Here is a 26,853-nt window from a genome sequence, read left to right as displayed (position 1 = left end):
TGGTTGCCGAAATTCACCTGCCGCGCGCCGGGCGGCGCACGAAACGAAATATGCCTGTCGGACAGGAACCTTGTTGCGGGAACGTCCGTCCGCGCCGGGAAAAAAACGGCCCGGGAGGCCAACCCCTAGGCCGTTGTCGGATACGGTCGTGTCGGGCGGGGTTACCCGATCAGCTCGCGGACCGCCTTGAGGGCGGCCTCGTAATCGGGTTCCTCGGTGACTTCGCTGACGTATTGGACGTAGGCGATCTTGCCGTCTTTGCCCACAACGAAGACGGCGCGGGCCAGAAGACGGAGCTCCTTGATGAGCGTGCCCCAGTTCTCGCCGAAGGACGCCTGGGCGTGGTCGGACAGGGTCTGCACGGCCTCGATTCCGGCCGCGCCGCACCAGCGGGCCTGGGCAAAGGGCAGGTCCATGCTGATGGTCAGTATCTTCACGTCATCGCCCAGGCCCGAGGCTTCATTGTTGAAGCGGCGGGTCTCCACGTCGCAGACCGGGGTGTCCAGGGAGGGCACCGAGGCGATGACGAGCACCTTGCCGGAGAAGTCGGCCAGGGTGGCGGGGGTAAGGTCGTTGGCGGCCACGGTAAAGTCGGGGGCGGTGTCGCCGACTTTGATTTCAGGCCCCACCAGGGTCAGCGGGTTTCCTTCAATGGTTATGATTCCGGTTCGTTCAACCATGATATGGCTCCTTTCACTAATGTGGGTTAGGCGTTTTGAGTAAACTAAGTATTCACGATCGGCTGTAAAGGATCAACCGATAATTACTATCGGACTTCAGAAGGCGCGGCCGGGACGCACGGGGATGTCGGCTTGCCCGCAAAGGAACGGGTTGAGGGGACTCCTTTCTGTTTTTCTCAGGTGAGAACAGGTGGTTGGCCGTCCGGTATGGTGTGGCGTCCCGGAGTGTAAGGGGGGCCGACAACATGTCGGGAAAAATGACATTTTTAGCGCTGGAATTGAGCACAAAACACAGTCCCTGCACTGTTGGCAAGGACCTTTGTTAAGCTGTGGCGGGTCCTAAGTGGAAATAATAATGAATCGCACATCCCAATGGTGCTTTTGGCTTTTCTTTTGCTTTCGGCATCGCGGGTCATGGTAGTGGGGATTTTGTTTTCTGGTGAAGTTGATCGTGCCGGTGGCTTCATGGATTGCAATTAGCGCAATCGGCGGATCGCCCGGTTGATTTCGTGTGATCCGGCTGTAGGTTATCGGTACCGTTTTTTTTTTCGGAAAGTCTTGAAAAAAAGTCTGAGGGGGGTATCTTTAAGGTGAGTTCGTGTGTTTTTTTGACTCCGGGGCGGGGCTTATCTCGAAAAATGGAGTCTGATAAATTTTCTGTGGACAGGTAAAATACGCTTATGTATAGAATACAATACTTTTGTTCAGGTTTTCGGCCGGTCGTTTGATTCGCCAACAGGCCGGACAGGGAGTGCCAGAGTGGAGCCTTCCGTAGGGAAAATACTGCTGATCGACGACGATCCGTTTCAGTGCGCCGCCATCGAGTCCATCATTAAGAAGATGGGTTACGATTGCCACTGTGTGTATTCCGGAATAGAAGGATTCACTCTGCTCAAAACCAGCCATTTCGATATTATTTTCCTCGATCTCAATCTGCATGAAGGAAGCGGGCTAATGCATATCCCGCGTCTGACCGAGCTGAACCCGGAAGTGGACATAGTCATGCTTACCGGGGAGTCGGATTCCGACTGTATTTCCGAGGCGTTTGCCGCCGGGGTCAAGGACTATCTGGTCAAGCCCATCAAGGAGGAGCGTTTCCGGACGGTCATCCAGAACCTGCTTCGGCACAAGGCCCACCAGAAGAATGAGGCCGGCTCCCTCGTCCGCGAGGAAATCATCGGTGACAGCACGGCTCTAAATGAGTGCCTCGAACGGCTGGCCATCGCCGCAAAAGCCAGCGGAAACGTGCTCATCACCGGAGAGACCGGGACGGGAAAGGAGCTTTTTGCCCGCGCGCTGCACATCAACAGCGACCGCAAGGACAATCGGTATATCGTGGTGGATTGCACCAATCTGCCCTCGACCCTGGCGGAAAGTCTGCTCTTCGGGCACGCCAAGGGGTCCTTCACCGGGGCCGATCAGGACCGTAAGGGGCTGTTTCACCTAGCCCATGGCGGTACGCTTTTCCTGGACGAAATCGGCGACCTCGACCTGGGCATCCAGAAGTCCCTGCTTCGGGTCCTGCAGGAAAAGACGTTCCGTCCGCTCAGCTCCAGCAAGGAGGTCTACAGCGACTTCCGGCTGGTGGCGGCAACTAATCGGAACCTTGAGGAAATGGTGGAGCGCGGCGAGTTTCGCAGCGACCTCTATTACCGGCTTCAGACGAATATCATCGAATTGCCGCCCCTGCGAGAACGCGACGGCGATGTTGAGCTGTTGACCCGCCATTATCTTCCGATTCTCTGCAACGAGAACGATATGGAAGAGAAGGAAGTGGACCCCCAGTTCATCGATACCCTGCAACTCTACGACTGGCCCGGCAATGTTCGCGAGCTGGTCAATGTCCTTCATGTCTCGCTCCAGAAGGCCCGTTTCTCCAATTATTTGAATATCTATCATCTCCCCCAACAACTGCGTATGCGACGGGTGTTTGAGGATATGGGAGAAAATGAGGAATCGGTTCAGGAATGTCCGGTCGCGCCGTCGCCGTATTATCTGCCCTCGGCTCCGGAAGAGTTTCCGGCCATGAAGGCGGCTCGGCAGGAAGCCGTGGACGCCATGGAACAGGCGTATCTTCATCGGCTGGTCCAGTTGAGCGACGCTTCCGTCGCCATGGCGTGCAAGCTTTCCGGCCTGTCCAGGGCCCGGCTCTACGAATTGTTGAGCAAGCACAATCTCTCCCTCAAAAAAAGCTGACGGGATTCCCTTGGCCCTCCTTTATTTATTATCGCTCGCCGTGCTTTTGTGGCGCGGATTTTGCTTTTGAATTGGCATGTACAGTTACAGGACCAGCAAGCGTATGCATGTGGCCGTGAAGGACGGAGCGGCCCTCAGGGAGATCATTGATCGGCTTGCGCTCGCCCTCGAAGGCGACGCATTTGTGGAGACTGCGGATTTCCAGGAAAGACGCAGTGTTCCGCGAAAGCCGTTCATGGCCCCCGGTCTCGTTCAGGTACAGAAGGCCAGCGGTGAGATCATGGCCTTCCCGGTCGAGATCAGGAACATCTCCTTGAAGGGAATGCTTCTGGAATTTGCGGACAAGGGACATGTCTTTGCCGGTATGCTCAAACAGATCGAAGGATTGAGCGTGACCTTCATGATCGAGGCGTCCGTGGTGACCTTGGAGTGTCTTCCGCGGCGTATCGTTCTGGACGACCCGGTTGAGGTCGGCGTGGAGGTCTCCGGCGATGGCGAGAACTCCCCGGACATCCAGCGCTTTCTCATGTAAGGGCGTTCGTCCGCCTTTTTTGTTTCCCGCCCGCTTTGCAGGCGTCAGGTACGCCCGCGTCTATGTTTCGCGTTCCCCGCGCTCAATTTCCTTGCCTTTCCGAAAGCGGCGAAATGCCATCCACCGTAGCCCTTGTGTCACCCTTTGTCGGATTTCGGGACACTTCCGTCCGGCCTTCGAGCCAGCATGACGCTTGTTCATGCCGCGGAAAACGGCGGAGGCATTTTCCTTTTTGGGGCAGTGTGGTCCGGGTTGTTTTCGTAGTTCACTAGTATGATGCAACTAATTCCGAGCGGATTGAGTTAGGCATTCCACCGGCATTTTTATTGTCCGGACCAAAAGAAAAACACGGGCTTCAAACGGGTTTTTTACGGTATGTTTATTGCAAAAAAATCTAAAATTGTTGCGACATTGGAAGGGGGCTCCGGGGTGGGACCGCCCCGCACACTGCAAGTTAGGTCAAGGTAGTTGAAATGATGTCTGATTTGGTAAAAGTGTGTTTCGACATGAATCGGGAGAGTTTTCAGGCACTCAAGCGCATGGCTCGTGAGGAAGGCGTTGATTGTTCCCAGTATGTTTCACAAATGGTTGAAGGGTGCTTGAAGGATTTCGTGAGTCGGGATTGGACTCTGAACGGTAAGGATCGACGGAGGCATCCCCGGGTGGATGTGTCAATTCCGGCGATATCTTGCGTAAAGTTTTCCGACAGGGAAATGCGCAGCTACCCCGTCGTGGTGGATGACATTTCCCGGGGCGGCTTGCGGATTTCTTTCCGGGATGTTTCCCCGGAAATAGGCGAGAAGTTGGCTGATTCTTTGTATTTCGAGGTTTTTTTCACCGTTCCGGAGTTGTCCCAGACGGTATCGTTCTACTGTAAACGGCTACGTTACAAGGTTGATCGGGACATGACGATGGTCGGCGTATTCGAAGGGAACAACTCGGAAATGGCTTCAATGGTTGACGCCATGCTGCAAAGCTATATTGCGTAGACAACTTTTCTTTGCCTGTGCTATATGGGGAACAATGCCACAAAAAGAAAAAGGCGAAAACAATTTGCAGAACGGTGTAGAACGCCGCAGAACCCTGCGTATCCGAAGGTCTTCTCTGATCGACAGCAAATTGGATGGACTGGAGAAACCCAGTATCAAGATTGCTGAAACCAAGGAAGAGTTGGAGCAGGCTTTCAGAACGGTTTACTCCGTTTATCGTGGGACGAATTATATCGCCGAGGACCATCCCTCGGAGATGTCTTTCAACGTGTTCAGCCTTCTTCCCAGCACCTGCGCCTTCATCTTCAAGGAATACCTGACTGTTATCTCGACCATGTCTTTTTATATCGACAGCGACGTGTTCGGTCTGCCAATGGACGAGCTGTATAAGGATGAGATAGACGCTCTGCGCGCCCAAGGACGGAAGGTCGCCGAAATCGGCGCTTTGGCGACGCCGCGGCGTCGGCGTTGGTCCAATCTGGTCGTCTATCTGTCGAAGGCCCTTTTCAATTACGCGCATTTGACGGGCGTGGACGACATGTGCATCATGGTCAATCCCAAGCACGTGCGTTTTTACAAGGATATTTTTCTGTTCGAAGATTTTGGAGAAGAGCGTTGGTACAAGGGCGTGAACGCCCCTGCCGTGGCGTTGCGCATCTCTTTCCGCGATTACAACGAAGCCATGTTCGAGGCTTACGGCCAGTCCGATTTCGATACGAACCTCTATGGTTTCTTCACGCGGGTCAATAATTCGATTCTCGCGCCGCATCTCCTTCAGCCGGTGGAAAGGAACAAGCCCCTGAGTCCGGAAAACCTGCGCTACTTCCTGTCGTTGCGTCCGGAAATACTGGACGGCTTGACGGCCGAGCAGCTCGATCAGTTCAAGCTCCTGTACCATGAGGCATTTTACGCATAGGGCCTGATGCCGACCGATTCCCTCCCCTCCGAAAAGGATTTTTTTGTGGATACTTCCGAATTGCGACATAAGCTCGATGTGTTTCACGTCGCTTCGCACAATACCTACCAAGAGGCCGCCTTTTGTCGAAATCTCGGTCTGCTCGACGCCAACGAACAGAACCGGCTGCAACGCTCCGTTGTTGCCGTTGCCGGTCTGGGCGGCGTGGGCGGAGGGCATTTGATTACCCTGGCCCGAAGCGGCGTGGGTGGTTTCAGGCTGGCCGATTTCGACCGCTTCGACACGGTCAACGTCAACCGCCAGTACGGGGCGACGGTTTCCGCTTTTGGGCGGGAAAAACTGCGTGTCATGAAGGAAAACGCCCTTGAGGTGAATCCGCACCTGTCGCTGGAGATCTTCGAGGAAGGCGTGACCGAGGCCAACGTGGACGCCTTCCTGGACGGTGCGGACCTGGTTCTGGACGGCTTGGACTTTTTCGTTTTCGAAGTGCGGCGGATGGTCTTCAAGAAGGCTCTGGAAAAGGGCATCCCGGTCATAACCGCTGGTCCCATGGGGTTCAGCTCGGCCTTGCTGGTCTTCACCCCGGACGGCATGGGCTTCGATGAATATTTCGACATCCGGGAGGAGGACACCTACATCGAGCGGATTCTCAAGTTCGCCATGGGCCTGTCTCCCCGGGCCACCCACTTCCGTTACGTTGACATGGACTTCGTGAATCTCCTGGAAAAGCGCGGGCCGTCCCTGGGCTGCGCTTGCCAGCTCTGTGCCTCGTTGGCCGTGACCGAGGCGTTGCGTCTGCTGCTGGGCCGCAAGGGCGTGAAGCCGGTCCCGCATTACCTCCAGTTCGATCCCTACGTCCGCAAGCTTGTCCGGGGACGGTTGCGCATGGGCAACCGCAATCCCATTCAACGGTTGAAGCTGTGGATATCCAGGAATTATCTGTTGGACCGGAACAAGATCATCGGGCCGGTCACGCCTCCTCAGCCCGACCTCGCCGCCGACGGCCCGGCCGCCGTGCGCGAGTACGTGATTCGGGCGGGGATGCAGGCTCCCTCCGGCGATAATTGCCAGCCGTGGCGGTTCTCGGACGAAGACGGGCGGATATCCCTCCTGCTCGACAAGGGCGTGGACGAGAGTTTTTTCAACGTCCGACAGGCCGCTTCCATTGTGGCCTGCGGCGCGGCCATGGAGAACATGACCCTGGCGGCGCAGGCCTGCGGACTCGTTCCGGAGGTGGAGATGGCCCCCGAGGACGGCCCGGGCGTGACGCGTCTTGCCACGCTTTCCCTGAAGGAAGGGCGGGACGTCCGCGAACCCGTGCTGCACGACGCCATCTGGCAGCGATGCACCAATCGGAAATTCTACCGCAAAACGCCGGTTTCCGACGGTGTGTGGGAGCATGTCCAGGAGGCCGTGGAGCGGTTCCCCGGCGTCAGGCTGCAATGGATTTCCGGGGCCGACAGCCTGAAAACGTTCGCCGGGTCCGTGTGCCTCGCCGACCGCATCCGCACCGAGCATCGCGGGCTCCATGAGCATCTGAACGCCATGATCCGCTTTACCCGAAAGGACGCCGAGGAGACCCGGGACGGGTTGCCGCTCGATAACCTTGAGGCCGGACGGATGGGTAACCTGTTCCTCAAGGGAACCAGGCCGTGGCCGGTCATGAACACTCTCAACGCCCTGGGCGCGGCGCGCGGCGTGGCCGCGCATTCGGCCAAGGGCATTCGCTGTTCGGGAGGCGTTGGGCTTGTCAGCGCGCAATCGTCGGACATCGAGTCGCTTTTCATGGCGGGCAGGGCGCTGGAGCGGGCCTGGCTGACCTTCACCCATTATGGCATACGGTTCCAGCCTGCGGCGGCTCCCGCGCTCTTTCGGCTGCGCTGGCTATTGGAAGGGGAGGAGTCTTTTTCCCCGGCGCATCGGAAACTGCTGGGCCGCTCATGGACCGCGGTCGAGGAATGTTTCCCCGGCTTCCTGGGCGGCTACCCGGTGCTTTTCTTTCGGGTTGGCTTCGGCCCGCACATCAAATACGGGACCTACCGCAAGCCGTTGTCGTCCTTCAAGACGGACTGAGGCGGCCCTGCGCGGCTGGATCAAATCCCTCGCGAAATGTTTGAAAGGGGTCACGGTTGACGTGGCCCCTTTTCTTTTGCCGTTTGCGAGGGGCGAGGGAAGATAAAACCGTCAGGGATATTTGATTCTTACCAGAAAAGCCATTGCCCCGTGGAGAGGACGTAGATGCCGAGCAGAAGATTGGTGACTCCATGCGACAGGGTGCACTGCATGATGCTGCGGGTGCGCATGTACAGGAAGTTGTAGGCGACGCCCGCCATGATTCCGGCCAGCCACAGGTGGTGCTCCAGCCCGAACAGTATGGCCGTGGATACAAAGGTGAAGACGGTGAAGGTGCCATGCCGGACGGCCGTGAAATTCTTGTCCACAAGGTAACGGGCCAGGAAGGAGCGCCAGAAGAGTTCCTCCATGATCGGAACGATCACGGCGGCTCCGAAGATTCGGGCGGCGATCATGGGCAGACGCATGTTGCCGAACGTGTTGGGGTCGAATCCCTGCGGATCGCCCGTTGTGGCGAAGGGGTGATCGAGGTTGATCCACAGGATGAACACGACGGCGCCCAGCCCGATGCTCAAGGCCGTGTGGCCGATGTTGCCCAGGTCCGCGAGACGCATCTCGTCGTACCATTTGCGAAGCAGGAGCAGGGCCAGGGCGACAAGACCGATCTTGAGCGGGTAGAGGGCGGCCCCGGTCTGGGCGGAAATTTCGAACAGGCCCGAACGCGAACCGATTTCCGGAACGGCGATGAAGGCCATATACAGACAGAACGGCAGGATGCGAGCGAGAAGCGGCGTCATGGCGAATCCGGGTTAGTCGCTGACGATGGAGGAGAATTCGGACCCGGCGGCCTTGTCCGTCAGGATGAAAACGTCGCCGGTCAGTCCCGTCACCATACCCTCTCTGGGCTCCAGCGCGATGATGACTTCGAGCACGATTTTGTCGACTTTTTCGCCGGGCGTCCGCGGCGGGATGTCGGTCAACTGCATGGTGCCCGCCTTGCGCAGCACTCGCCCCTTGATCCGTTCGTCCCCGAACGCCTCGCTGGTGAAGAACGCCTCCTGTCCGGCGTGGACATAGGTTACGAACTTCTTGTCCAGTTCGGCCCGGACGTTGAAGCGGCTGACGTCGGCCACGGTCATGACCGGCGTGTCCAGGAATATCGACACATGCTCACCCGGGAGCCGGTGCCGTTTCAGGACGATGCCGTCTATGGGCGAGCGGAGCACGGTCTGATCGAGCTGAGCTTCCGCTTCAAGGGAGCTCTGGACGGCGGCCTGGTATTCGGCCCAGGCCATGAGGATGTCTTCCTTGCGCGATTGGTTCCGGGTGATGAGCATCCGCTGGACGGCTTCCTCGTATTGCTTTTCCGCCACCAGGAAGTCCTTGGCCGCCCGGTCGACTTCTTCCTTGGCGATGAGCTTTTTGGAGAGCAGCTCCTTTCGCCGGTTCATCTCGTTTCGGGCGTTGACCATGACCGATTTGGTCCGCTGGACCACGGACTGAGCCTCGCTTTTTTCTTCCTTGCGCGCACCGGCCACCAGCTTGTCGTAGTATGCCTTCTTGGCCTGGGCGGAAGCCTTGGCCGTGGCAAGTCTGGCCACGTACTGGTCGTCGCGCAGAAAGGCAAGGGGCTGTCCCTTGGAGATGCGTTCGTCCTCCTCGACAGGCACTGATTCGATCACTCCGCCAATTTCGAACGACAATTCGCGTTCCTCGCTGGCCGGTTCGACGCGGCCATAGGCCGCAACCCAGGGGGCGCTGTCGTTAAGGGGCGGGGTCGCGGCCATATTCGAGGTGGAGTCGCTGATGTCGGGCAGGTAGTCCGAGAGCCACTGCGGCGACTCGTGGACCACGAAGACCGAGGCGGCGATGGTTACAGCCAGAAGCAGCAATACTATTCTCATGATTTCCTCTCGGGAGCCTTTGCCCCGTTATGGGGCTGTGGGTACAGTCGGCCGTCCTCGATGGTCACGATGCGGTCGGCGAAGTCCACGGTCCTCGGGTCGTGCGTTACGACGACCACCGCGCGGTCTCCCCGTTTCGCCAGGGAATGCATAAGGTCCATGACCTGCTGGCCGTTGACGGAGTCCAACGCGGCCGTGGGCTCGTCCGCAAGAATGACTTTGGGCGATCCGGCCAGGGCGCGGGCGATGGCCAGTCGCTGTTTCTGTCCGCCGCTCATGGTGGCGGGCTTGACCGCGGCCTTGTCATCCAGCCCCACGTCGGTCAGGGTCGCCATGGCCATTTCCCTTGCCTGGCTGCGGGAGTAGCCCCGCAGGTCCAGGGCGACCATGACGTTTTCCAGGACGTTGAGGGTGGGGAATAAATTGTATTCCTGAAAGATGTATCCGATGTTGTCGAGCCGGATTTTGCTCAGGTCCTGCTGCGAGAGGCCGGAGATGTCCCGGCCCGCAACGCTCAGGGAGCCGGAGGTGGGCTTGAGGATGCAGCCCATGATGGACAGCAGGGTGGTCTTGCCGCTGCCCGAGGGGCCCATGAGCATGAGCACCTCGCCCTGGACTACGTTGAGAGTGGCGTTGCGCAGGGCATATTCCTGATTGCCTTCGGGGCCGTAAGCCTTGGAGATGTCGCGCAGTTCTATGGCTGTTTTCGCTGTCATTCTATCTCCCCTTGAAGACCAGGATCGGGTCGAGGGTCATGACCTTGCGGATGGAGATCAGCGCGGAGCCGATGCACATGAACAACGTGAGAAAGAACATGCCGCCGGCCAGCAGTGGCGGGATAACGATGGCCGTGGCGGAAAAGTCGCTGAACCGGGAAACCATGATTGAAATGGCGATGCCGAAGCCGTAGCCCAGCACGGCGCTCAGGGATGCCTGGGCGAGCAGGATGCTATATATATATGAATTGGGCGCGCCCATGGCCTTGAGGGTGGCGAATTCAGAGATGTGGTCCAGGGTGGTGGCGTAGAGGGTCTGGGCGACGATGACCGTGCCGACCACCATGCCGAGGAACGCGGCGATAAGGATGCCCGCGCCCGCGCCGGTGTTGAACATCCAGTATTCTTGGGTCTTCCAACTGAATTCCGGGGTGGTGTAGGCGTCCACGTCCTGCACGTTGGCGCGGATGGCGTCGCGCAGCGCCTCCGGGGAGACTCCCTTGTCCGCTTTTACCAGAATGTAAGTGAATTCACCGGGTTTCAGGTTCGAAACACGCCAGGCCGTGTCCAGGGACGCGAACACAAAGGGCGATGTGGTGAAGGATCGGATGCCCTGGGTGAATCCGACCACGCGCGCCCGTTTGTCGTTGATCTCAACGACCTCCCCCTGTCTCGGAACGCCGAGTTTATCCACATAGAGCTGGTCCGGGATGATTCCGTCCCGCAGGTCCAGAAGATCGGTGGAGCCTACCACCATTCCCCATGGCCCGCCCATGCCCTTGGCCGGTTCGAAGCCGACGATCTGGATGGACTCCTGGCCGCCGTCCGGCCGTTTCCAGTTCGCGAACTGGGTGATGAACTTCGAGGCCGAGGCCACGCCGGGAACCGACAGCGTGTCGTAGTACTTGCTCTCCTTGAGGGGCAAGGCGATGTCGAAGTTTTTTACCCCTGGAGACGTGACCCAGACATCGGCCCCTGAGTGGTCGATGACCGAGGAGATGGTGATGGTAAAGCCGAGAAACAGCCCCACCTGGATGGTGATGAGGACCACGGAAAAGACGATGCCGGTCAGGGTGACGACCAGGCGAAGCTTGTCGTGGAAAAGGTTTTGGCAGGCAATGGTGGCGATCATGGCAATTTGTTCGTTCTCCGATAAGTAAATCCGTTAGCAAATTTCGGGCCGGGGTGCCAACCGGAAAGATGTTCCTTATCCGTTCCGCGAGCGCCTCATGAATCGATTTCGTGAAAGATATGCGCAACGGACGTCTTGATGCGTGGTCTCCGAAGAAAGGAGCGGAAAAAAGGCCCTTGGAACGTCAAATAGTCCGGCAAAACCGGACATTTTAATTTTACAAAGTGTATCATGTTGGAATCGTGGATATTTATTGTGGATTTAATGATATCCGCAACGGTGGATAGAAACGGTCTATCGAAAACTGCAAATCTAATAGACGGAATCATCAATACGCTGGAACAGCAAGTTTGGTGGAGCAAATCAGGATGGAGGCCTGTGGAAAACTTTTTAGGGTTTTTCTAGAGATAAACGCCGGTTGCGTCTTCCGAATATTAAGCTCCCGTCGACCTAATTTCACCAGGATAAAAAAGTCCGATTAAACCAGACAAATTGCTGTCCGAAGGGGGGTACGCTTGAGGGGTGAACATTACAACTTGTTGATTTTATGGGAACTATTTGTCTGAAATAACGCTGGCATGATTCTGGCTATTTGTAGGGCTGCTGAATACGGAAACGAAGCATCATTCTGGGAGGATGCCGTGAAACTCACAAGATTCCTGTATCTGACTTTGATTATAGTCCTTCTCGCTGGCTGCGGTAACAACGACATCGACAAAATGTTGGGCGAGGGCGAGCAATATCGTGACAGCGGCAATTATTCCGGCGCCATTGTCATTTACAAAACCATCCTTGAAAAGGATCCCAATCAGTTGCAAGCCCGTCTTGGGCTGGCGCAGTCCTACCTGGCCACCGGCAAGCTGGATCAGGCCCGCAAGAATTTCGACAAGTATAAGCTCCAGAATCCTTATGACAAGGAATTGAACTACGATCTGGCCCGCCTCGAAAGGTTGTCCAAGAACCGCTCCAAGGCTTTGGAGCTTGTTGAGGCCTATTGTTCGGCCAACCCCAAATCCGTGGACGGCGCTTTGCTTTACGGCAGGCTGCTGCTTGAGGATTCCGATACCGAGGGGGCCGAGAAGTGGTTCAACAAGGCCGTCGAGCTTTCCCCTGACAACAGCGAGGCCCACATCGGGCTGGCCAGGGTTTACAGGGCGCAAGGACGCATCGCCGCCGCCGACAAGGCCATCGCCGATGTGCTGGCCAAGGACCCGACCAACCGCGAAGCCCTTTATCTGCGGGCTTCCAGCGAATTGGAGCGGGGTGACAAGGAGGCCTATCGCGCGACATTCACTTATATCAGCGACTCCCATCCTTCCGACGTTTATGCGAAATACATCAAGGCCCAATCCCTGCTTGAGCAGCAGGAGTACGGCAAGGCCGCGGAGCTGGCCAAGCAGCTCAACGCCATGGCCCCGAATCTGCCCTACGGACAGAAAGTCACCGGGATGTCCATGTATCTTCAGAAGCAGTACCAGGAGGCCATCAACGCTTTTCACAAGGCCGTGACCCTCGCTTCCGACCCCGAGTCCCATTTCTTCCTGGGGTTGAGCTATTACGCAGTGGGCGATCTGGAAACGGCGATCAGCCATTTGCGGGTGGCCGCGGACGGCCCTGGCAATTTCCTCAAGGCGCGGGAGATGATCTCCATGATCCTGCTCCAGCAGCACAGGGTCGACGAATCCATGGCCGAGGCCCGCAAGGTGCTTGAGAAGGACGCGGACAACGTCGTAGCCCGGATGACCCTGGGCGACGCCCTGACCATGAAGGGCGAAAGAGAAAAGGCCATCGAGCAATACGAGGCCGTGGCCAAGAGCCGTCCGAGCGACAGCGGCACCCTCCTCAAGATGGGAGCGCTCAACTATTCCCTCGGCAACGTGGAAGAGGCCGAGACCGATCTGACCCGTGCCGTGGCCGCTTCCCCGGATTCCATCCGGCCCATGATTATTCTTTCCGCATTCTACATGAAAAACGGCGAGAAGGGGCTGGCGCGCAGCACGCTTGAGAGCGGCCTGAGCGGCAACAAGAACGACTCCGTGCTCTATTTCCTGCTCGCGCGGGTGGCCCTTTCCGACAACGATGTGGAAAAGGCCCGGGAATATCTCGGCAAATCCAAGGAAAGCAACCCGGACAATCCGGACCCGTATCTGACGCTCGCGGCACTTGATCTGGCCCAGAAGAAGCCCGAGGGAGCGCTCAACGAATATTCGACTTTCGTGGACCGTCATCCCGATTTCGTCCGCGCCTGGTTGGGCAAGGCCCTCGTGCTGCAACTGCTCAACCGCCAGGACGAGGCCGAAGCGACCTTCAAGGAGGCGCTCAAGACCGACGCCCCCGAGGCGTACCTCGGTTACGCCGAGAGTCTGACCCGCAAGGGCAGGGCGGAAGAAGGTCTGGCCATTCTCAAGCAGGGAAGCGAAAAGCTGCCGTTCAATATCAATATCGAACGGGCAAAGGCGCAGATACTCCTGTCCATGAAGCGGTATGACGAAGTCCTGCTCCTCTGCGACCAGTTGGAGAAGCAGAACAAGAGCGCGGCTCTCGGCCTTCGCACCCGCACTTACATGCTCAAAGGCGACTACGACAAGGCCGTGGGCTCGGCCAGAGATATTATTGAAATATATCCTGGTGAACCGATGGGATACATAACTCTGGCCGACATCTACGCCACCAAGGGCGACAAGACCAACCAACTGGCTGTCCTGGAAGAGGGACGGTCCCGTTGCGAAGCGAATTCGAGCCTCATGGTGGCCATAGGCAACTACTACCTCGCCGCCGGGGAGACCAAGAAGGCGCTGACCTACATCGACGCGGCCATCAAGCGCGACGAGAACAACTACGTGGCCCGGACCGTCAGGGGCGACATCTGTGTCCTGCTGGGCAGGGACAAGGACGCGGCCGTGAGCTACAACAACGCGTTGCGCCTGTCCCAGCGCTACGTCCCGGCCCTGAACAATCTGGCCATGCTCTACCTGAAAAACCCCAAGACCCGGCTTGAAGCCCTGCGTCTGGGTTACACCGCCTACATGCAGCGTCCGGGCGATCCCGCAGTCCTCGATACCTTCGGGTACTCCCTGGCCGTCAACGGACGGCTCGACGAGGCCGTGCAGGTTTTGGAAAAGGCCCTGGAGGTCGCCGGATCGAATCCGGACATCGAATACCATCTCGGTTACGCCTACAAGGCGGCCGGGAAAAATGACAAGGCACTGCCCTTGTTGGAAAAAGTAGCCAATTGCCCCGACTGCGCCAATGCGGCCGAGGCCAAGAAGCTCCTGGCCGCCATCATGGGCGAATAGCCGGGGACGAGAGAGGAGAGAGACATGGTAGCCATTGCATCCGTCAGAGTCTTCAAGGACCTTCTGCTGCTGGTGTTGGCGATGTTTCTGTGCTCGGTGGTACTGTTCAACGAGCCGTCTGAAATGCTTGCCCTGTTCGAAGGCCGTCCCGCCGACGTATTCGTGTTGATGGGAATTATCCTGGCCTCGTTCCTGGTTGTCCATATTATAGTCCATTATCTGGCGCCTTCACGGAACGCCGGGGTCCTGGGGCTGGTCATCAGCCTGATAGTGGCTTCGAACATGACCTTCTTCATCTACTGGCAGACCGATTTGTTCGTGCGCCTGGAGGAGATGATTCCGGTCCTGTTGTGCCTCTTCGGCCTCAACCACACCCTGTGGCTCCTGTTTATCGCCAATTGGCGGAAAATTCCGGGGCTGGTGCACAGGGTCGTCATCGTGGGCAACGGCCAACTGGCCGAGGACATGAAGCTGCTGGCCGTCCAGTCGGGCGGGCGTTATGAGTTCAAGGACTACGTGGAATGCCTTTCCGGCGAGTTCGCGGACCCCGTGGCGCAGGTGGAGAACCCCACCAACAGGATTCTGGAGGCCGCCCAGCGGGCCAAGGCGAGCAAAATCGTGGTTTCCCTGACCGAACGTCGGGAAGCCTTCCCGTTGCAGGAAATTCTCAACTGCAAGCTGAGCGGCATCGAGGTCCTTGAGGCCCCGGAATTCTACGAGCGGGTCAACCGGAAGCTGATGCTTGAGAAAATCACCCCGAGCTGGTTCATTTTCGCCAAGGGGTTCAAGATCATCGGCATCCGCCGTTTCATCAAGCGGGCCCTGGATATTCTCCTGTCCCTGACGGGCATCATCATCGTGTCCCCCATCCTGCCCCTGGTCATGATCGGCATCAAGCTGGATTCCCCCGGCCCTGTGCTGTTCAAGCAGATTCGCGTGGGCAAGGGCGACAAGGATTTCATCATCTACAAGTTCCGCAGTATGCGCCAGGACGCCGAGAAGGGGTCCGGTGCTGTCTGGGCCATGGAGAATGACAATCGCGTGACCCGGTTCGGCCGCTTCCTGAGGAAGTCCCGCATCGACGAGATTCCGCAGCTCTTCAATGTGCTCATGGGCAGCATGAGTCTGGTGGGTCCCCGCCCGGAACGTCCCGAGTTCGTGCACGAGCTCAAGAAGATCGTGCCCTATTACGCGGAGCGGCACTTCGTGAAGCCGGGCATCACCGGTTGGGCGCAGGTTTGTTACCCGTATGGAGCCTCGGTGCAAGACGCGTTCGAAAAACTGCGCTATGACATGTACTACATCAAGAATTATTCCCTGTGGTTTGATTTCAAGATCATGTTCAAGACCATCTCGGTCATGCTGAACAAAATGGGGCGTTAGGGAATATCCATCAAGGAAGGAACGAGGAGATCATCGTGAAAAAGCTGTTGTTGGTTATGCTGTTCGTGTTGTGCGTGCCCGTTCTGGCCCAGGCGGAAGATTACGTCGTGGGCGAGGGAGATACCCTGGCCGTGCACGTCTGGGGCGAGGAGGAACTGAGGACCACCGTTATCGTCCGCCCCGACGGAAAGATGTCCATGCCCGGCATCGACGATGTCGTGGCCGCCGGGAAGACCCTCCCTCAACTGAAAACGGAACTTACCAAGCTGCTCTCTCAACTGGTCAAGGATCCCATCGTCAACGTCTCCCTGCTCAAAAGCGTCAACAGCCGCGTTTACGTGGTCGGCGGCGGCGTTCAGCCCCAGGTCTACGACATGATGCAGCGCACGACCCTGCTGCATGTGCTCGCCTCGGTGGGTTCCCTGGACGGAGCGGATTTGTCCAAGGGGTACGTCTACCGCAACGGCAAAAAAATCATGTCCGATTTTTCCGGACTGTTCAGCAAGGGCGAGTTCGACAAGGATATCCAGCTTGAGCCCGGCGACATGATTTTCCTGCCCGTGAAATACGACCGCAACGTCTTTGTCATCGGCGCTGTGAACGAGCCCAAGGCGATCTTCTTCCACGAAGGCTTCACTGTCCTGGACGCCCTGCTTCAGGCGGGCAGCTTCAGCAAGTACGCCGACGAGAACGAAATCGTCATCATCCGTAAGGAAGGCGACAAGCAGGTCTCCATTCCGGTCAAGACCAAGGACCTTATCAAAAAGGGCGACCTTACCCAGAACGTGCTGTTGCAGGCGGGGGATTACATCGTCGCCAGCGAAAGCTTCTTCTAGGCGGAGCCGATGGCGGACAACAAATACGATATCGCGGGTCAAGACGCCTCATTTGACGCCAGGCGCTACCTCCGCCTGGTGGGGGAGCGCAAGGGCCTGTTCGTTTCCATCGCGCTGTTGGTCATGTTCGCGGCCGTGGTGATAAGTTACGTGCTGCCCCGGAAGTACGAGGCCAGGAGCATCGTCTTCATTGAGCAGAACGTCATCAGCGACCTCGTCAAGGGCATCGCGGTCACGCCGTCCATGGACACCAAGATCAAAGCCATCAAGGTGACAATGCTCAGCCGGAACATGTTGTCCCAGGTCATCAAGGCCCTGGATCTCGATGTCAGTCTCAGGAACAGCGTTTCCCTGGACGAGTTGATCAAGAGCTTGCGCGGCCGGATCGCCATCGGGCTCGACGAAAAGCGCGGCGTGTTCGATATCCGGTTCGCGGACAGCGACCCCGTGCTCGCCAGGGATGTGGTGAACACCCTGACCCGCGTTTACATCGAGGAGAGCGTTTCCACCAAGCGCAAGGAGTCCTTCGAGGCGACCCGGTTCCTGGCCGATCAGATCGAGGTCTTCAAGAAGCGTATCGACGAGGCCAGAAAGGACATTGAGGACTTCAACATTGCCTCGGGCAAGGTCCTGGCCTCCAACGAATACGTTGTCAGAAATCAGATCGAAAAGGCCCAGGAGCAGATCAAGGAAATCCAGATTCAGATCAACGCCCTGGAAGCCTCGCGCAAGGTTCTTCTCAGCAATTCGCCGTCCCGGGCCCGGCTTAGGGAGCAGGAGCAGGTCAGGAGTCAGATGCTGGCCCGCTATACTAAAAATCACCCGAGGGTGAAGCAGTTGGAGAGCGCCATTGCCGAAACTCGGCGGCAGATCAGGGAAGAGGGCAGCGATGAGTTGTCCATCATTTACAGCTCGCCGGAATATCAGAACGTCAAGGTGCATATCCAGTCCCTTGAAACCCAGAAAAAGAATCTTGAGGAAGACATCGCCCAGAACAGGGCGATTCTGGACCAGATTCCCCGGGCCCAGGCGCAGTTGCAGGAGCTCAAGCGCAAGGAACAGAACGAGGTCATCATCTACGAGAAGCTGGTCTCCCGCTACGGGCAGTCCGAGGTTTCCAAGGAAATGGAATTGCAGGACAAGGCGGTTTCCTTCCGGGTTCTGGACCCGGCGGTGGTGCCGACCATCCCGTCCAGCCCCAATCGCCCCCTGATTATGCTCGCGGGCATCGCCATCGGGTTCGGCGCCGCTTTCGGAGTGGTCTTCCTGTTGGATATCATCGACCCGTCCATCAAGAACGTGGATGACTTGCGCGAGTTCGGCATTCCCGTGCTTGCGGTCATTCCCAAGCTCAAGAACGTCGAAGAGGAACGCAAGGCCTCCAGGCGCGGCCTCCGGGTCTACCTGATCGGGGCGCTGGGTCTTCTGATAGTCCTGATGTTTCTCGGCATGGAGTTTATGGGTGTCGGCCTTGTCGACAAGGTTATCGAGAAGGCCATGGCCGCCGTGCACCAATGGAGGATATAAGTTATGAGTAGAATAGAGGATGCATTGAAAAAAGCCTCGGCAAAGAGGAGCGAGAAGTTGCGGCCCGAGTCGGCCGGGACCGCTGCTCCCGCCGAAACGAAAATCCCGGGTGTCGATTCTGCGCAGGCCTCTTTTCTTGAGACGGCCGCCATGCAGACGGAAGCCTTCGAGCGGGCCAGGGGACAGCGTATGCTGGTCTCCATGAACGAACCTGTTTCGCTGGCTGCCGAGGAGTTCCGCAAGCTCAAGCAGAGTCTGGTCCGCAAGACCAAGCGCAGCGGATTCCAGAACACCCTGCTCGTGACCAGCGGAACGGTCGGCGAGGGAAAGAGTGTGACCGCCGTGAATCTGGCCATCAGCCTTGCCCAGGAATTTGATCACACCGTGCTGTTGGTGGATGCCGACATCCGCTCCCCGAGCTGCCACGAGCTGCTCTGCATGGAGAACGGCTACGGCCTGTCCGACTGCCTTATCGAGGGCGCTCCCATCAGTAAGGGGATGGTCAAGACCGGCATCGGCAAGCTTTCGTTCCTGTCCGCCGGATCGCCCGTGCCCAATGTGGGCGAGTTGCTGGCCTCCAAGCGGATGCATGAGACCCTGTCCGAGATGAAGAACCGTTATGCCGACCGCTACATCATCATCGACTCGCCGCCGGTGCTTCCTTTTGCCGAATCGCGCAACCTGAGCCGCATGGCCGACGGCGTGGTGCTGGTCATCAAGGAAGGGCAGGCGTCCCAGGCCGACCTGCGGGACACCATTGAGGCGCTTCAGGGCTCCAATATCCTCGGCGCGGTCTACACCCAGGCCAGCCGGGCGACCCGGGGCCTTAGCGCGGAAGCGTACATGAAATACAAATATTATCACCACGCCAGGTAGCCCGGGCCTGGACAGGAATACAATGTACGAGAAGTTCTTCAAATTCGGCTCCAAGCCGTTCGACCTCCTGCCGAACCCGGACCTGCTGTTCATGAGCAGGACCCATGGCAAGGCGTTGTCGTATCTTCGGTACGGCATCGAGGAGCGCGCGGGGTTCATCCTGCTCACGGGCGAAGTCGGGGCGGGAAAGACCACGTTGATCCGGCTGCTGATGAAGGACCACATGGACAAGGTGACACTGTCCAAGGTCACCAACACCAAGGTGGACTCCCATCAGTTGCTGACCATGATTAACGACGACTTCGGGCTGGAGACCGAGGGACGGTCCAAGGCTGCCCTGGTGCGGGAGCTTAACGAATTTCTCATTGATCAATACGCGTTGGGCCAGCGTTGCGTTTTGATAATCGACGAGGCCCAGAACCTGTGCGCCGAACTCCTCGAAGAGGTGCGGATGCTCTCCAATCTGGAGACTGACGGCGGCAAGCTGTTGCAGATCATCCTCGCCGGCCAGCCTGAACTCAAGGAGACCCTCAACAGCCATACCCTGTTGCAGTTGCGTCAGCGCATCCAGATCGGCTGCCATCTTTCCCCGTTGAAGACGGAGGAGGTCCGGGACTATATCCTCTACAGGATGGAGTGCGCGGGCAACCGGGACGCGGTGCAGTTTTCCGACGAAGCCTTCGCCCGCATCAGTGAGCAGACCCGGGGTGTTCCGAGGCTCATCAACATTCTGTGCGACTACCTGCTTATCGACGCCTACGCCGCCGAGCGCCGCGAGATCGGAGAGCAGGATGTTGCCGAGATCGTCGATGAGCTGGACTTCGAGCGCCAGTACTGGCCGGAGAAAAAGACGGAGAGATCTGTGGGCGGCACGGTTCAGAGCCGCGCCCGGGCCTTGCCCGGCCAGGCGCAGAAAGTGTTGCGCGCCATTCGCGGTCTGGAAGACCGTCTGGACTATCTTGAGCGGCAGAGTTCGCGCGATCTGCCGTCGACCATGGCCGGTCTTCTTGACCGCATCGAGGAGTTGGAGAGGCAGGTCGTTTATCAGAAACAGCAATTTGAGACTTTGCGGCTTATGCAGCAGACCGGGGCTATGGCGAGTCGAATCGTCCCCCCGGCCGAGCCTGTCGTGAAGCCGGAACCGCCGCGGAAAAAGAGCTGGGCCTATAGATTCTTGTTCGGAGGAGAGTGAATTATGTCTCCGAGCACTTGCAAATATTTGATGTTGAAAGTAAAGCAGGGAATATCTGGATGGGGTTTTCTTCGTTTTGACGTAACCTGCAGGACTTTACCCGGACTCCAAGATGACATCATTCCTCCCGAAAATGCTGGCGGCCGTATTGCTTGCGGCTTGTCTGTGTCCGGCGGCGTCCGCTGCCGGACTGACCTTCCAGCCTCGCGTGACGGTCACCGGCGAGTACAACGACAATGTGGAGGAGGTCGACGGCGGTGCGGGCGATTGGGTTGCAATCGTCAAGCCCGGTCTGAGCCTGCTTTACGAACACAGCCGCGTGCTTTTGGACGTTTCCTACGACTTCGAGCACAAGCGGTATGCCAACCAGGTCCTGTCGGACGAGTACAACAACTACCTCACGTCGAGTCTGGCCGTGGAGGCCATCAAAGACCTGTTCTACGTCGACATCAGCGACAATTATCAGATGGTCTACCAGAATGTGGAACGTGGCGAAGTTCCGGAAGGCGATACCAGCAACGGCACCACGGATCAGAACATCTTTTCGTTCAAGCCGTATTTCAGTTTTCCCCTGCAGGAGCGGACGACCTTAACGACGGGCGCGCAATTCAAGGACATTTGGTATTCGGAAGAAGACAACGTGGACAAGCGGGTCTATTCGCTCTTCGCCGACGTGAATCACGAATTGACCGAAAGGTTCTCCATGACGCTCGGCGTCGGGTACGACAAGCAGGACCCCCGGTTCGAGGAAGGCGGGTTCAATCGCTACAGCACCACTCTAGGGGCCATGTACTCCTACGCGGAAGGCTCTTTCGTGGAGGCGAGCATCTCGCCCACATACACGGATTATGTGCTGACCCGGGCCACGGACAAGCAGTATGTGCCGTATTCCCTGAGCATAACCCACGCCTTTTCCAACCGGTTGACCGGCATCGTGTACACCGAAATGGACTTTGCCGAGGATCCGACGTCGTCCGTAACCAAGAACGAGTTCAGGCACGGCGTCGAGATTGACCGCGAATACGCGCGGGGTCACTTCGCCGTCGCGCTGGAATACAGGGATTATGAGTCGGAAAACAGGACCAGCAGGACGACCTACTGGCGGCCAAGCATAAAAGGAGGGCATCAGCTCACGGAACGGTTGGGATTCAACTACAATGTCTACATGGATTTGGACACGAATCCGGACAGCGACAAGTATTTGTTCGCGTTGACCAGCCTTCGCTACGAGCTCTCGGAACAGTTTAGCTGTAGTCTCAATTATCGATTCAAGGACAACGACGCCGAACGGTCGGAGGACGACTACATATCCAACACCGTGGGCCTGTCCGTGTCCTGGGTGTATTGATGACTGAGAAGAGAGGGAGGTAACGAAGGTGACATAGACATAGCAATCAGCCTGATCCCGGCCACTGTATTCCGGAGACAAGGAACGACCACACGTTTGCAAAGATTTGCGGCAGGGCATGTGCCCGCCAGACCGGCTTCGGCCGGAGCCGAAGTCCCGGACAACAAGGTGAGGTCGGTGGCGAGCAAGTGCCGATCGTTCGAAATACGCAGAGGATCGAGCACTTTTTTTGTGCGAAATGAACGGGCTATCCCGAGGATCAGGTGATTGGAATATGACGACATTACGGGACACATTGGGCAGGTACGGATGGTGGCTCCTGGCCGTGCCGTTGGTTTTGGGAGCGGCCTATGCGCCGGTTCTCCAGCGGCTGGTCGCCAACTGGTACCTTGACGACAACTACTCGCACGGCTTCCTCATCCCGATCATCGCCGGTTGGTTCGTGTGGCGGGATTGGGACAATTTGAAGGCGGTCGAAGTCAAGCCGTCCAGCTGGGGGCTTTTGGTCATCCTGCTGGGATTGGTTCAGTTCGCTTTCGCCTGGCTCGCCACGGAACTGTTCAACATGCGCCTGTCGCTGATCGTGGTCCTGGCCGGGTGTGTGCTCTATCTTTTCGGCGTAGGCGTTTTCAAGCGGCTTCGCCTGCCCATCGGGTACCTGGTCCTCATGGTGCCGCTTCCCTATATTCTCTACGACGCACTGGCATTTCCGCTCAAGCTGTTCGTGGCCAAGGTGTCCGTGGGCGTTCTCAAGCTGATGGGCTACGCCGTGTGGCGGGAGGGCAACATCATCGCCTTCCCGAACATCGTGCTTGAGGTGGCCGACGCGTGCAGCGGGCTGCGTTCGCTCGTTTCCCTTATCGCATTGGCCGTGACCTTGGCCTTTCTGACGCTCAAATCGCCTTGGACACGGCTTTTGCTCGTGATCTCGGCCATTCCGTTCGCGGTCCTCACCAACATTATTCGCGTGGTCGCCACCGGTCAGTTGGCGCACCATTACGGACAAGCCGCAGCCGAGGGATTCTTCCATGAATTCGCCGGGCTGGCAGTATTCTGCATGGCCATGTTCTTCCTCGGCGGAACTTGCTTCCTGCTCAGGCTCTGGGAGAAACGTCATGAAGCGTAGAATTTTCATCATCTGCCTCCTGGTTCTGTGCGCCGGGGCCTTTGTCAATCTGCATAGCGATGTGGCCGTGCCCTTGAGTCGACCCTTGGGCGAGTTTCCGGTCAAGGTCGGCCAGTGGCGCATGGTCCATGAGTGGCGGTATGCCCAGGGCATCCTCGAAGTCCTTCAGGCCACGGGCTATGTGTCCAGGCAGTACAGGGACGAACAGGGCCGGGTGGTTGAGCTGTATCTCGGCTATCACGACGGCGGGCCGGATGCCGGTCCCATCCACTCCCCCCGCAATTGTCTGCCCGGCGGCGGCTGGTTGCAACGGTTCGAAAAGATCGTCGGGATCGATTTGGGCGGCCGGAGCATGAAGGCGGTCCAGGCCGCCTACGACAAGAGCGAGTCGACCGTGACCATGCTCTATTGGTTCCAGGTTTGCGGCAAGATTGTGACCAACGAATACGCCCTCAAGATCGAGGAGATCATAGGGTCCATAACCAGCCGCAGGCGGGACAGCGCGTTTATTCGCCTGTCCACGGAGATTCCCGACGAGAACGGCGGGGCGGAGCGGACGCTGCAACGTTTCGCCGAGGACTTCTACCCTGTGATCGAGGCGTTCCTGCCTGCGCCCACAGGGGGGAGATAGGCCATGACGGTTATGATGGTAAGTCAGATGCTGGTGGCGGTCCTGCTGGTCCTCTATCCGGTATATGGTCTGGTGCGGAACGGGGTTTCCCTGTCGCGGTTGACCCTGACCCTTGCCTTGTGGTCGTTTGCGGCCTTGAACATCCTGGACTACCTCGCGCTTGAACACGCGACCGAATACATGGTCTACAAGCGCCCGGCCCTGTGGGTTGAGGCGGCCCTGTGCCCCGTGCTCCTGTTCTTCAGCCAGTCCTACAACCGGGAATTTTCCTTCAAGCGGGTGCCGATCATTCACAAGGCGTTGATGATCCTTTCCTTCATTCCCGCCGTCATGACCGTCATTTTTCCGGCCTCCCGGTTCTTCTATTCCCCGGATTTCGAGATGGACAGGGTCCTGTTCCTGGAACCCGTGGCCTTTTTCTTCTATCTCCAGATTCTCCTGCTGATGGCCGTAAGCCTCTTCAACCTGGAGGTGACGGTTACCAGCGCGCGCCACGGCATCAAGTGGAAGATCAAGTTCGCCATCCTTGGAGCCGGGGCGATTATCGCCACCTACATGCTCTACTTCAGCCAGAGTCTGGCGTTGCGCTCCCTGGACATGGATTACCAACTCCAGCGCGCCTGGGGCGCGGGGCTCGGTGTGCTTCTGATTATGTATTCCGAGCTGAGCCGGGGCAGTGATGAGCATATCGTCATATCGCGTCAGCTCGCCTTCCGTTCCTTCGTGTTCATGTTTTTCGCCCTTTTTCTTCTGGGCGTGGGCGTTGTTGGCGAGGGAATCAAGCTCTTCGGCAGCGATTTCAGCACGGTGGCCTTCATGGGCGTGGCGTTTCTCGGCGGCCTGGCCCTGATCGCCTGTATGCTGTCCGAGAGCCTTCGCCGGAAGGTCCGGCTGTTCATCCAGCGCCATTTCTACGGCGACAAGTACGACTACCGCGACGAGTGGAAGAAGTTCACCAACCGCGTCATCAACGCCGGTACCCGTGAAGAGTTGTACCGCAACATCTTGATTTTCTATTGCGAGATTTTCGGTGTCGGCAACGGCGCCATGTTCCTGCAGGGCCGCCACAGCCGGGATTATTCGCCGGTTCTGCTGCACGAGATGGACGAAACCAGGCTGACCCTGTCGCACAAGTCCTTGCTGATGGCCACGCTTGCCGAGAATGCCGGTCTCCTGGACCTCAAGGAGCGGCCGATCGAATGCGAGGAGGAGGAGGTGGCCGCCTTCCTCAAGGATCGGAAGATCCGTTTCATCCTGCCGATCATGAGCAACGACGTCCTGCACGGTCTTATCCTGCTTGGATCCCCCATCAATCCGCTTGAGCGGTACGATGTGGAGGATAGGGAGTTGATGGAGACCTTGGCGGGCCAGGTGGCCGCCCTTGTCGTGAATATCCGCCTGGGCGACGAGTTGGCCGAAGCCCGCGATATGGAGGGGTTCGGCCGGGTGGCGGCCTTTGTCCTCCACGATCTCAAGAATCAGGTCTACCCCCTTTCCCTGCTGGCCGAGAACGCCCGCGAATTCATCGACGACAAGGAGTTCCAGGAGGACATGCTCGATTCCCTGGGCAACATCGTCACCCGGATGAACGAGCTTATCGCGCAACTGACCAACATCCCCAAGAACGACTCCCTCAGGCTTGAGGTGATCGATCTTCTCGATCTGGCCAGGGACGCCGCCAGGGAAGTGCCCGACGCGGAGATCGAATTCAAGGGCAACGGGGTCAAGGCGAAAGTGGACGTGGAGCAGATGCGCAAGGTCGCCCTCAATCTTTTTCTCAATGCTCTTGAAGCCGGGGAGAGCAACAAGTTCACGGTTCAGGCGGAGTACGACAACGGGCCTGTTTTCCGGGTCATCGACAACGGGCGCGGCATTAACGAGGACATCCTCAAGGAGGGCCTCTTCGTGCCCTTCAAAACCACGAAGAAGAAGGGCATGGGGATCGGCTTGTACCAGAGCAAGCGAATCGTCGAGGCCCACGGTGGCGGTCTTTACGCCACGGCGGGCGATGCAGGCGGGGCGGTATTCAGCGTGGTGCTGCCCGATCCGTCCGGCGACAACGTCTAAGCGGCGATCAGCCATAATACATTATGCAGAAATTACTCATCATAGACGACAACGAGGAAGTTCGCCGCCAGCTCAAGTGGGGGCTGTCGCGCTCCAACTACGAACTGCTTTTCGGCTGTGACGGCGTCGAGGGCCTGGCCCTGTTCGAGAAGCACCGTCCGCCCGTGGTCACTTTGGACCTTGGGTTGCCGCCCAACGAGAACGGCGTGGAGGAAGGGTTGCGGGTTCTGGGCGAAATCCTGCGTATCGACCCCCTGGTCAAGGTCATCGTCATCACCGGCAACGAGGAGCATGACGCCGCGCTCAAGGCCGTGCAGCTCGGGGCCTACGACTATTACAAGAAGCCCATCGACCTCAACGAACTCAAGGTCATCGTCGAGCGGGCCATGTACCTGAAGACCCTGGAGACCGAGAACCTGAATCTCCGCCAGCAGTCGGTCAACGAACTGGGCATCGTCGGCGAGTGCTCCGGCATCCGCCAGGTGTTCACCCAGATCGAGCGGGTGGCCGCATCCGACGTGCCCGTGCTCATCACCGGGGAGTCCGGCACCGGCAAGGAACTGGTGGCCCGCGCCATTCACAGGAAGAGTTTGCGTGCCGAAAAGGAAATGGTCTGCATCAACTGCGGAGCCATTCCGGAGAACCTGCTCGAATCCGAGCTGTTCGGCCACGAGAAGGGGGCCTTCACCGGGGCGAACAAGACGGTCAAGGGCAAGGTGGAATACGCGGACAAGGGCACCCTCTTTCTTGACGAGGTGGGGGAAATGCCCATGCAGCTTCAGGTCAAGCTGCTGCGCTTCCTGCAGGAGATGGTCATTACCCGGGTGGGCGGCCGCAAGGAGATCGGCGTGGACGTTCGCATCATCACGGCCACCAACATCGACATCAACGAGGCCATGGCCAACGGGACCCTTCGCGAGGACCTCTTCTACCGCATAGGGGTGATGAACATCGCCCTGCCTCCACTTCGGGAGCGCGGCGACGACATTGAGCTGCTGGCCAACTATTTCAACAAGAGCGTCAACATCGGTCCCCGCAAGGATTTCAAGAGCTTCAGCCGCAAGGCCATGGAGTGCATCCGCGGCTACGACTGGCCGGGCAACATCCGAGAGTTGGAAAACCGGGTCAAGCGGGCGGTAATCATGGCCAACGGCCCCGAGATTACCCCCGAGGATCTGGGCTTGAGCCCGGACGAGGCCGCACGCGTCAGGCAGCGGTCGGACGATATCTCCCTCAAGGAAGCGCGCTCCCTGCTGGAGCGGGACATGGTGGAATCCGCCTTGAACCGACATTCCGGCAACGTGGCAAAGGCCGCGGGCGCGCTCGGGGTGAGCCGTCCGACCCTGTACGATTTGATGAAACGGCACAACCTCAGGGGCGATTAGGCGGCGACGCGCATACGGCCGCCGTCCGGGCGGGTGCGATGCCATCCG

General features: G+C 58.2%; 21 protein-coding genes. 16 read left to right on the top strand and 5 right to left on the bottom strand.

What is annotated here, in order from left to right:
* Window positions 1-161: 161 nt before the first annotated feature.
* A complete protein-coding gene (tpx, locus tag LF599_RS13195) occupies window positions 162-680 on the bottom strand; it encodes a thiol peroxidase (RefSeq protein WP_279521118.1) in 519 nt (172 codons plus the stop codon).
* Window positions 681-1,439: 759 nt separating this feature from the next.
* Here tpx and LF599_RS13190 point away from each other — a divergent pair.
* The 5 genes from LF599_RS13190 to LF599_RS13170 all read left to right on the top strand — a co-directional run bounded on the left by LF599_RS13190 (window position 1,440) and on the right by LF599_RS13170 (window position 7,386).
* Window positions 1,440-2,876: a sigma-54-dependent transcriptional regulator gene (locus LF599_RS13190; protein ID WP_279521117.1), complete on the top strand. Its 1,437-nt coding sequence runs from the start codon at window positions 1,440-1,442 to the stop codon at window positions 2,874-2,876.
* A gap of 76 nt (window positions 2,877-2,952) precedes the next feature.
* Entirely contained in the window at window positions 2,953-3,408 is a 456-nt protein-coding gene (locus LF599_RS13185; protein WP_269942018.1) for a hypothetical protein, read from the top strand.
* A gap of 473 nt (window positions 3,409-3,881) precedes the next feature.
* The gene (locus LF599_RS13180; RefSeq protein WP_279521116.1) at window positions 3,882-4,397 is read left to right on the top strand and encodes a PilZ domain-containing protein; all 516 of its coding nucleotides are present in this window, start codon (window positions 3,882-3,884) and stop codon (window positions 4,395-4,397) included.
* Window positions 4,398-4,431: 34 nt separating this feature from the next.
* On the top strand, window positions 4,432-5,313 hold the full coding sequence (locus LF599_RS13175; RefSeq protein ID WP_279521115.1) for an N-acyl amino acid synthase FeeM domain-containing protein: 882 nt from the start codon (window positions 4,432-4,434) through the stop codon (window positions 5,311-5,313).
* Window positions 5,314-5,358: 45 nt separating this feature from the next.
* On the top strand, window positions 5,359-7,386 hold the full coding sequence (locus LF599_RS13170) for a ThiF family adenylyltransferase (protein ID WP_279521114.1): 2,028 nt from the start codon (window positions 5,359-5,361) through the stop codon (window positions 7,384-7,386).
* 128 nt (window positions 7,387-7,514) lie between these two features.
* Here LF599_RS13170 and LF599_RS13165 read toward each other — a convergent pair whose 3' ends face one another.
* From LF599_RS13165 to LF599_RS13150, 4 genes are read right to left on the bottom strand one after another with little or no spacing between them, the layout of a single operon-like run.
* A complete protein-coding gene (locus LF599_RS13165; protein WP_269942022.1) occupies window positions 7,515-8,183 on the bottom strand; it encodes a CAAX prenyl protease-related protein in 669 nt (222 codons plus the stop codon).
* 12 nt (window positions 8,184-8,195) lie between these two features.
* Complete coding sequence (locus LF599_RS13160; protein ID WP_279521113.1) at window positions 8,196-9,290, bottom strand: HlyD family secretion protein; 1,095 nt, start codon at window positions 9,288-9,290, stop codon at window positions 8,196-8,198.
* Entirely contained in the window at window positions 9,287-10,006 is a 720-nt protein-coding gene (locus LF599_RS13155) for an ABC transporter ATP-binding protein (RefSeq protein ID WP_279521112.1), read from the bottom strand. The genes LF599_RS13160 and LF599_RS13155 overlap by 4 nt, the downstream gene beginning before the upstream one ends.
* Window position 10,007: 1 nt before the next feature.
* The gene (locus LF599_RS13150; RefSeq protein ID WP_279521111.1) at window positions 10,008-11,138 is read right to left on the bottom strand and encodes an ABC transporter permease; all 1,131 of its coding nucleotides are present in this window, start codon (window positions 11,136-11,138) and stop codon (window positions 10,008-10,010) included.
* A 641-nt stretch (window positions 11,139-11,779) separates the two neighbouring features.
* Between LF599_RS13150 and prsT the strand changes: the two genes are divergently transcribed.
* The 11 genes from prsT to prsR all read left to right on the top strand — a co-directional run bounded on the left by prsT (window position 11,780) and on the right by prsR (window position 26,805).
* Window positions 11,780-14,434 (top strand): XrtA/PEP-CTERM system TPR-repeat protein PrsT, encoded by a 2,655-nt coding sequence (gene prsT, locus LF599_RS13145; RefSeq protein ID WP_279521110.1) that lies wholly within the window; start codon window positions 11,780-11,782, stop codon window positions 14,432-14,434.
* Window positions 14,435-14,458: 24 nt separating this feature from the next.
* Window positions 14,459-15,817, top strand: a complete 1,359-nt coding sequence (locus tag LF599_RS13140; RefSeq protein WP_279521109.1) for a TIGR03013 family XrtA/PEP-CTERM system glycosyltransferase — start codon at window positions 14,459-14,461, stop codon at window positions 15,815-15,817.
* A 35-nt stretch (window positions 15,818-15,852) separates the two neighbouring features.
* Entirely contained in the window at window positions 15,853-16,653 is an 801-nt protein-coding gene (locus LF599_RS13135) for a polysaccharide biosynthesis/export family protein (protein ID WP_279521108.1), read from the top strand.
* Window positions 16,654-16,662: 9 nt separating this feature from the next.
* Entirely contained in the window at window positions 16,663-18,180 is a 1,518-nt protein-coding gene (locus tag LF599_RS13130) for an XrtA system polysaccharide chain length determinant (protein WP_279521107.1), read from the top strand.
* A gap of 3 nt (window positions 18,181-18,183) precedes the next feature.
* Window positions 18,184-19,056 (top strand): XrtA-associated tyrosine autokinase, encoded by an 873-nt coding sequence (locus tag LF599_RS13125; protein WP_279521106.1) that lies wholly within the window; start codon window positions 18,184-18,186, stop codon window positions 19,054-19,056.
* A 22-nt stretch (window positions 19,057-19,078) separates the two neighbouring features.
* On the top strand, window positions 19,079-20,248 hold the full coding sequence (locus LF599_RS13120) for an XrtA/PEP-CTERM system-associated ATPase (RefSeq protein WP_279521105.1): 1,170 nt from the start codon (window positions 19,079-19,081) through the stop codon (window positions 20,246-20,248).
* A gap of 112 nt (window positions 20,249-20,360) precedes the next feature.
* On the top strand, window positions 20,361-21,596 hold the full coding sequence (locus LF599_RS13115) for a TIGR03016 family PEP-CTERM system-associated outer membrane protein (protein WP_279521104.1): 1,236 nt from the start codon (window positions 20,361-20,363) through the stop codon (window positions 21,594-21,596).
* Between the two features lie 274 nt (window positions 21,597-21,870).
* Window positions 21,871-22,722: an exosortase A gene (xrtA, locus tag LF599_RS13110; protein WP_279521103.1), complete on the top strand. Its 852-nt coding sequence runs from the start codon at window positions 21,871-21,873 to the stop codon at window positions 22,720-22,722.
* Window positions 22,712-23,353, top strand: a complete 642-nt coding sequence (locus LF599_RS13105) for an exosortase C-terminal domain/associated protein EpsI (protein ID WP_279521102.1) — start codon at window positions 22,712-22,714, stop codon at window positions 23,351-23,353. The genes xrtA and LF599_RS13105 overlap by 11 nt, the downstream gene beginning before the upstream one ends.
* 3 nt (window positions 23,354-23,356) lie before the next feature.
* A complete protein-coding gene (prsK, locus tag LF599_RS13100) occupies window positions 23,357-25,420 on the top strand; it encodes an XrtA/PEP-CTERM system histidine kinase PrsK (protein ID WP_279521101.1) in 2,064 nt (687 codons plus the stop codon).
* A gap of 23 nt (window positions 25,421-25,443) precedes the next feature.
* On the top strand, window positions 25,444-26,805 hold the full coding sequence (gene prsR, locus LF599_RS13095; protein WP_279521100.1) for a PEP-CTERM-box response regulator transcription factor: 1,362 nt from the start codon (window positions 25,444-25,446) through the stop codon (window positions 26,803-26,805).
* The last annotated feature ends 48 nt before the right edge of the window (window positions 26,806-26,853 follow it).

The sequence above is a fragment of the Pseudodesulfovibrio thermohalotolerans genome (genome assembly GCF_021353295.2).
GTDB lineage: Bacteria > Desulfobacterota > Desulfovibrionia > Desulfovibrionales > Desulfovibrionaceae > Pseudodesulfovibrio > Pseudodesulfovibrio thermohalotolerans.
This window is presented reverse-complemented; position numbering and strand designations above follow the sequence as displayed.

Coding starts and splice junctions, on each gene's coding strand:
- tpx (WP_279521118.1), bottom strand. CDS start 680: ATGGTTGAACGAACCGGAATCATAACCATTGAAGGAAACCCGCTGACC.
- LF599_RS13185 (WP_269942018.1), top strand. CDS start 2,953: ATGTACAGTTACAGGACCAGCAAGCGTATGCATGTGGCCGTGAAGGAC.
- LF599_RS13180 (WP_279521116.1), top strand. CDS start 3,882: ATGATGTCTGATTTGGTAAAAGTGTGTTTCGACATGAATCGGGAGAGT.
- LF599_RS13175 (WP_279521115.1), top strand. CDS start 4,432: ATGCCACAAAAAGAAAAAGGCGAAAACAATTTGCAGAACGGTGTAGAA.
- LF599_RS13165 (WP_269942022.1), bottom strand. CDS start 8,183: ATGACGCCGCTTCTCGCTCGCATCCTGCCGTTCTGTCTGTATATGGCC.
- LF599_RS13160 (WP_279521113.1), bottom strand. CDS start 9,290: ATGAGAATAGTATTGCTGCTTCTGGCTGTAACCATCGCCGCCTCGGTC.
- LF599_RS13155 (WP_279521112.1), bottom strand. CDS start 10,006: ATGACAGCGAAAACAGCCATAGAACTGCGCGACATCTCCAAGGCTTAC.
- LF599_RS13150 (WP_279521111.1), bottom strand. CDS start 11,138: ATGATCGCCACCATTGCCTGCCAAAACCTTTTCCACGACAAGCTTCGC.
- LF599_RS13140 (WP_279521109.1), top strand. CDS start 14,459: ATGGTAGCCATTGCATCCGTCAGAGTCTTCAAGGACCTTCTGCTGCTG.
- LF599_RS13130 (WP_279521107.1), top strand. CDS start 16,663: ATGGCGGACAACAAATACGATATCGCGGGTCAAGACGCCTCATTTGAC.
- LF599_RS13125 (WP_279521106.1), top strand. CDS start 18,184: ATGAGTAGAATAGAGGATGCATTGAAAAAAGCCTCGGCAAAGAGGAGC.
- LF599_RS13120 (WP_279521105.1), top strand. CDS start 19,079: ATGTACGAGAAGTTCTTCAAATTCGGCTCCAAGCCGTTCGACCTCCTG.
- LF599_RS13115 (WP_279521104.1), top strand. CDS start 20,361: ATGACATCATTCCTCCCGAAAATGCTGGCGGCCGTATTGCTTGCGGCT.
- xrtA (WP_279521103.1), top strand. CDS start 21,871: ATGACGACATTACGGGACACATTGGGCAGGTACGGATGGTGGCTCCTG.
- LF599_RS13105 (WP_279521102.1), top strand. CDS start 22,712: ATGAAGCGTAGAATTTTCATCATCTGCCTCCTGGTTCTGTGCGCCGGG.
- prsK (WP_279521101.1), top strand. CDS start 23,357: ATGACGGTTATGATGGTAAGTCAGATGCTGGTGGCGGTCCTGCTGGTC.
- prsR (WP_279521100.1), top strand. CDS start 25,444: ATGCAGAAATTACTCATCATAGACGACAACGAGGAAGTTCGCCGCCAG.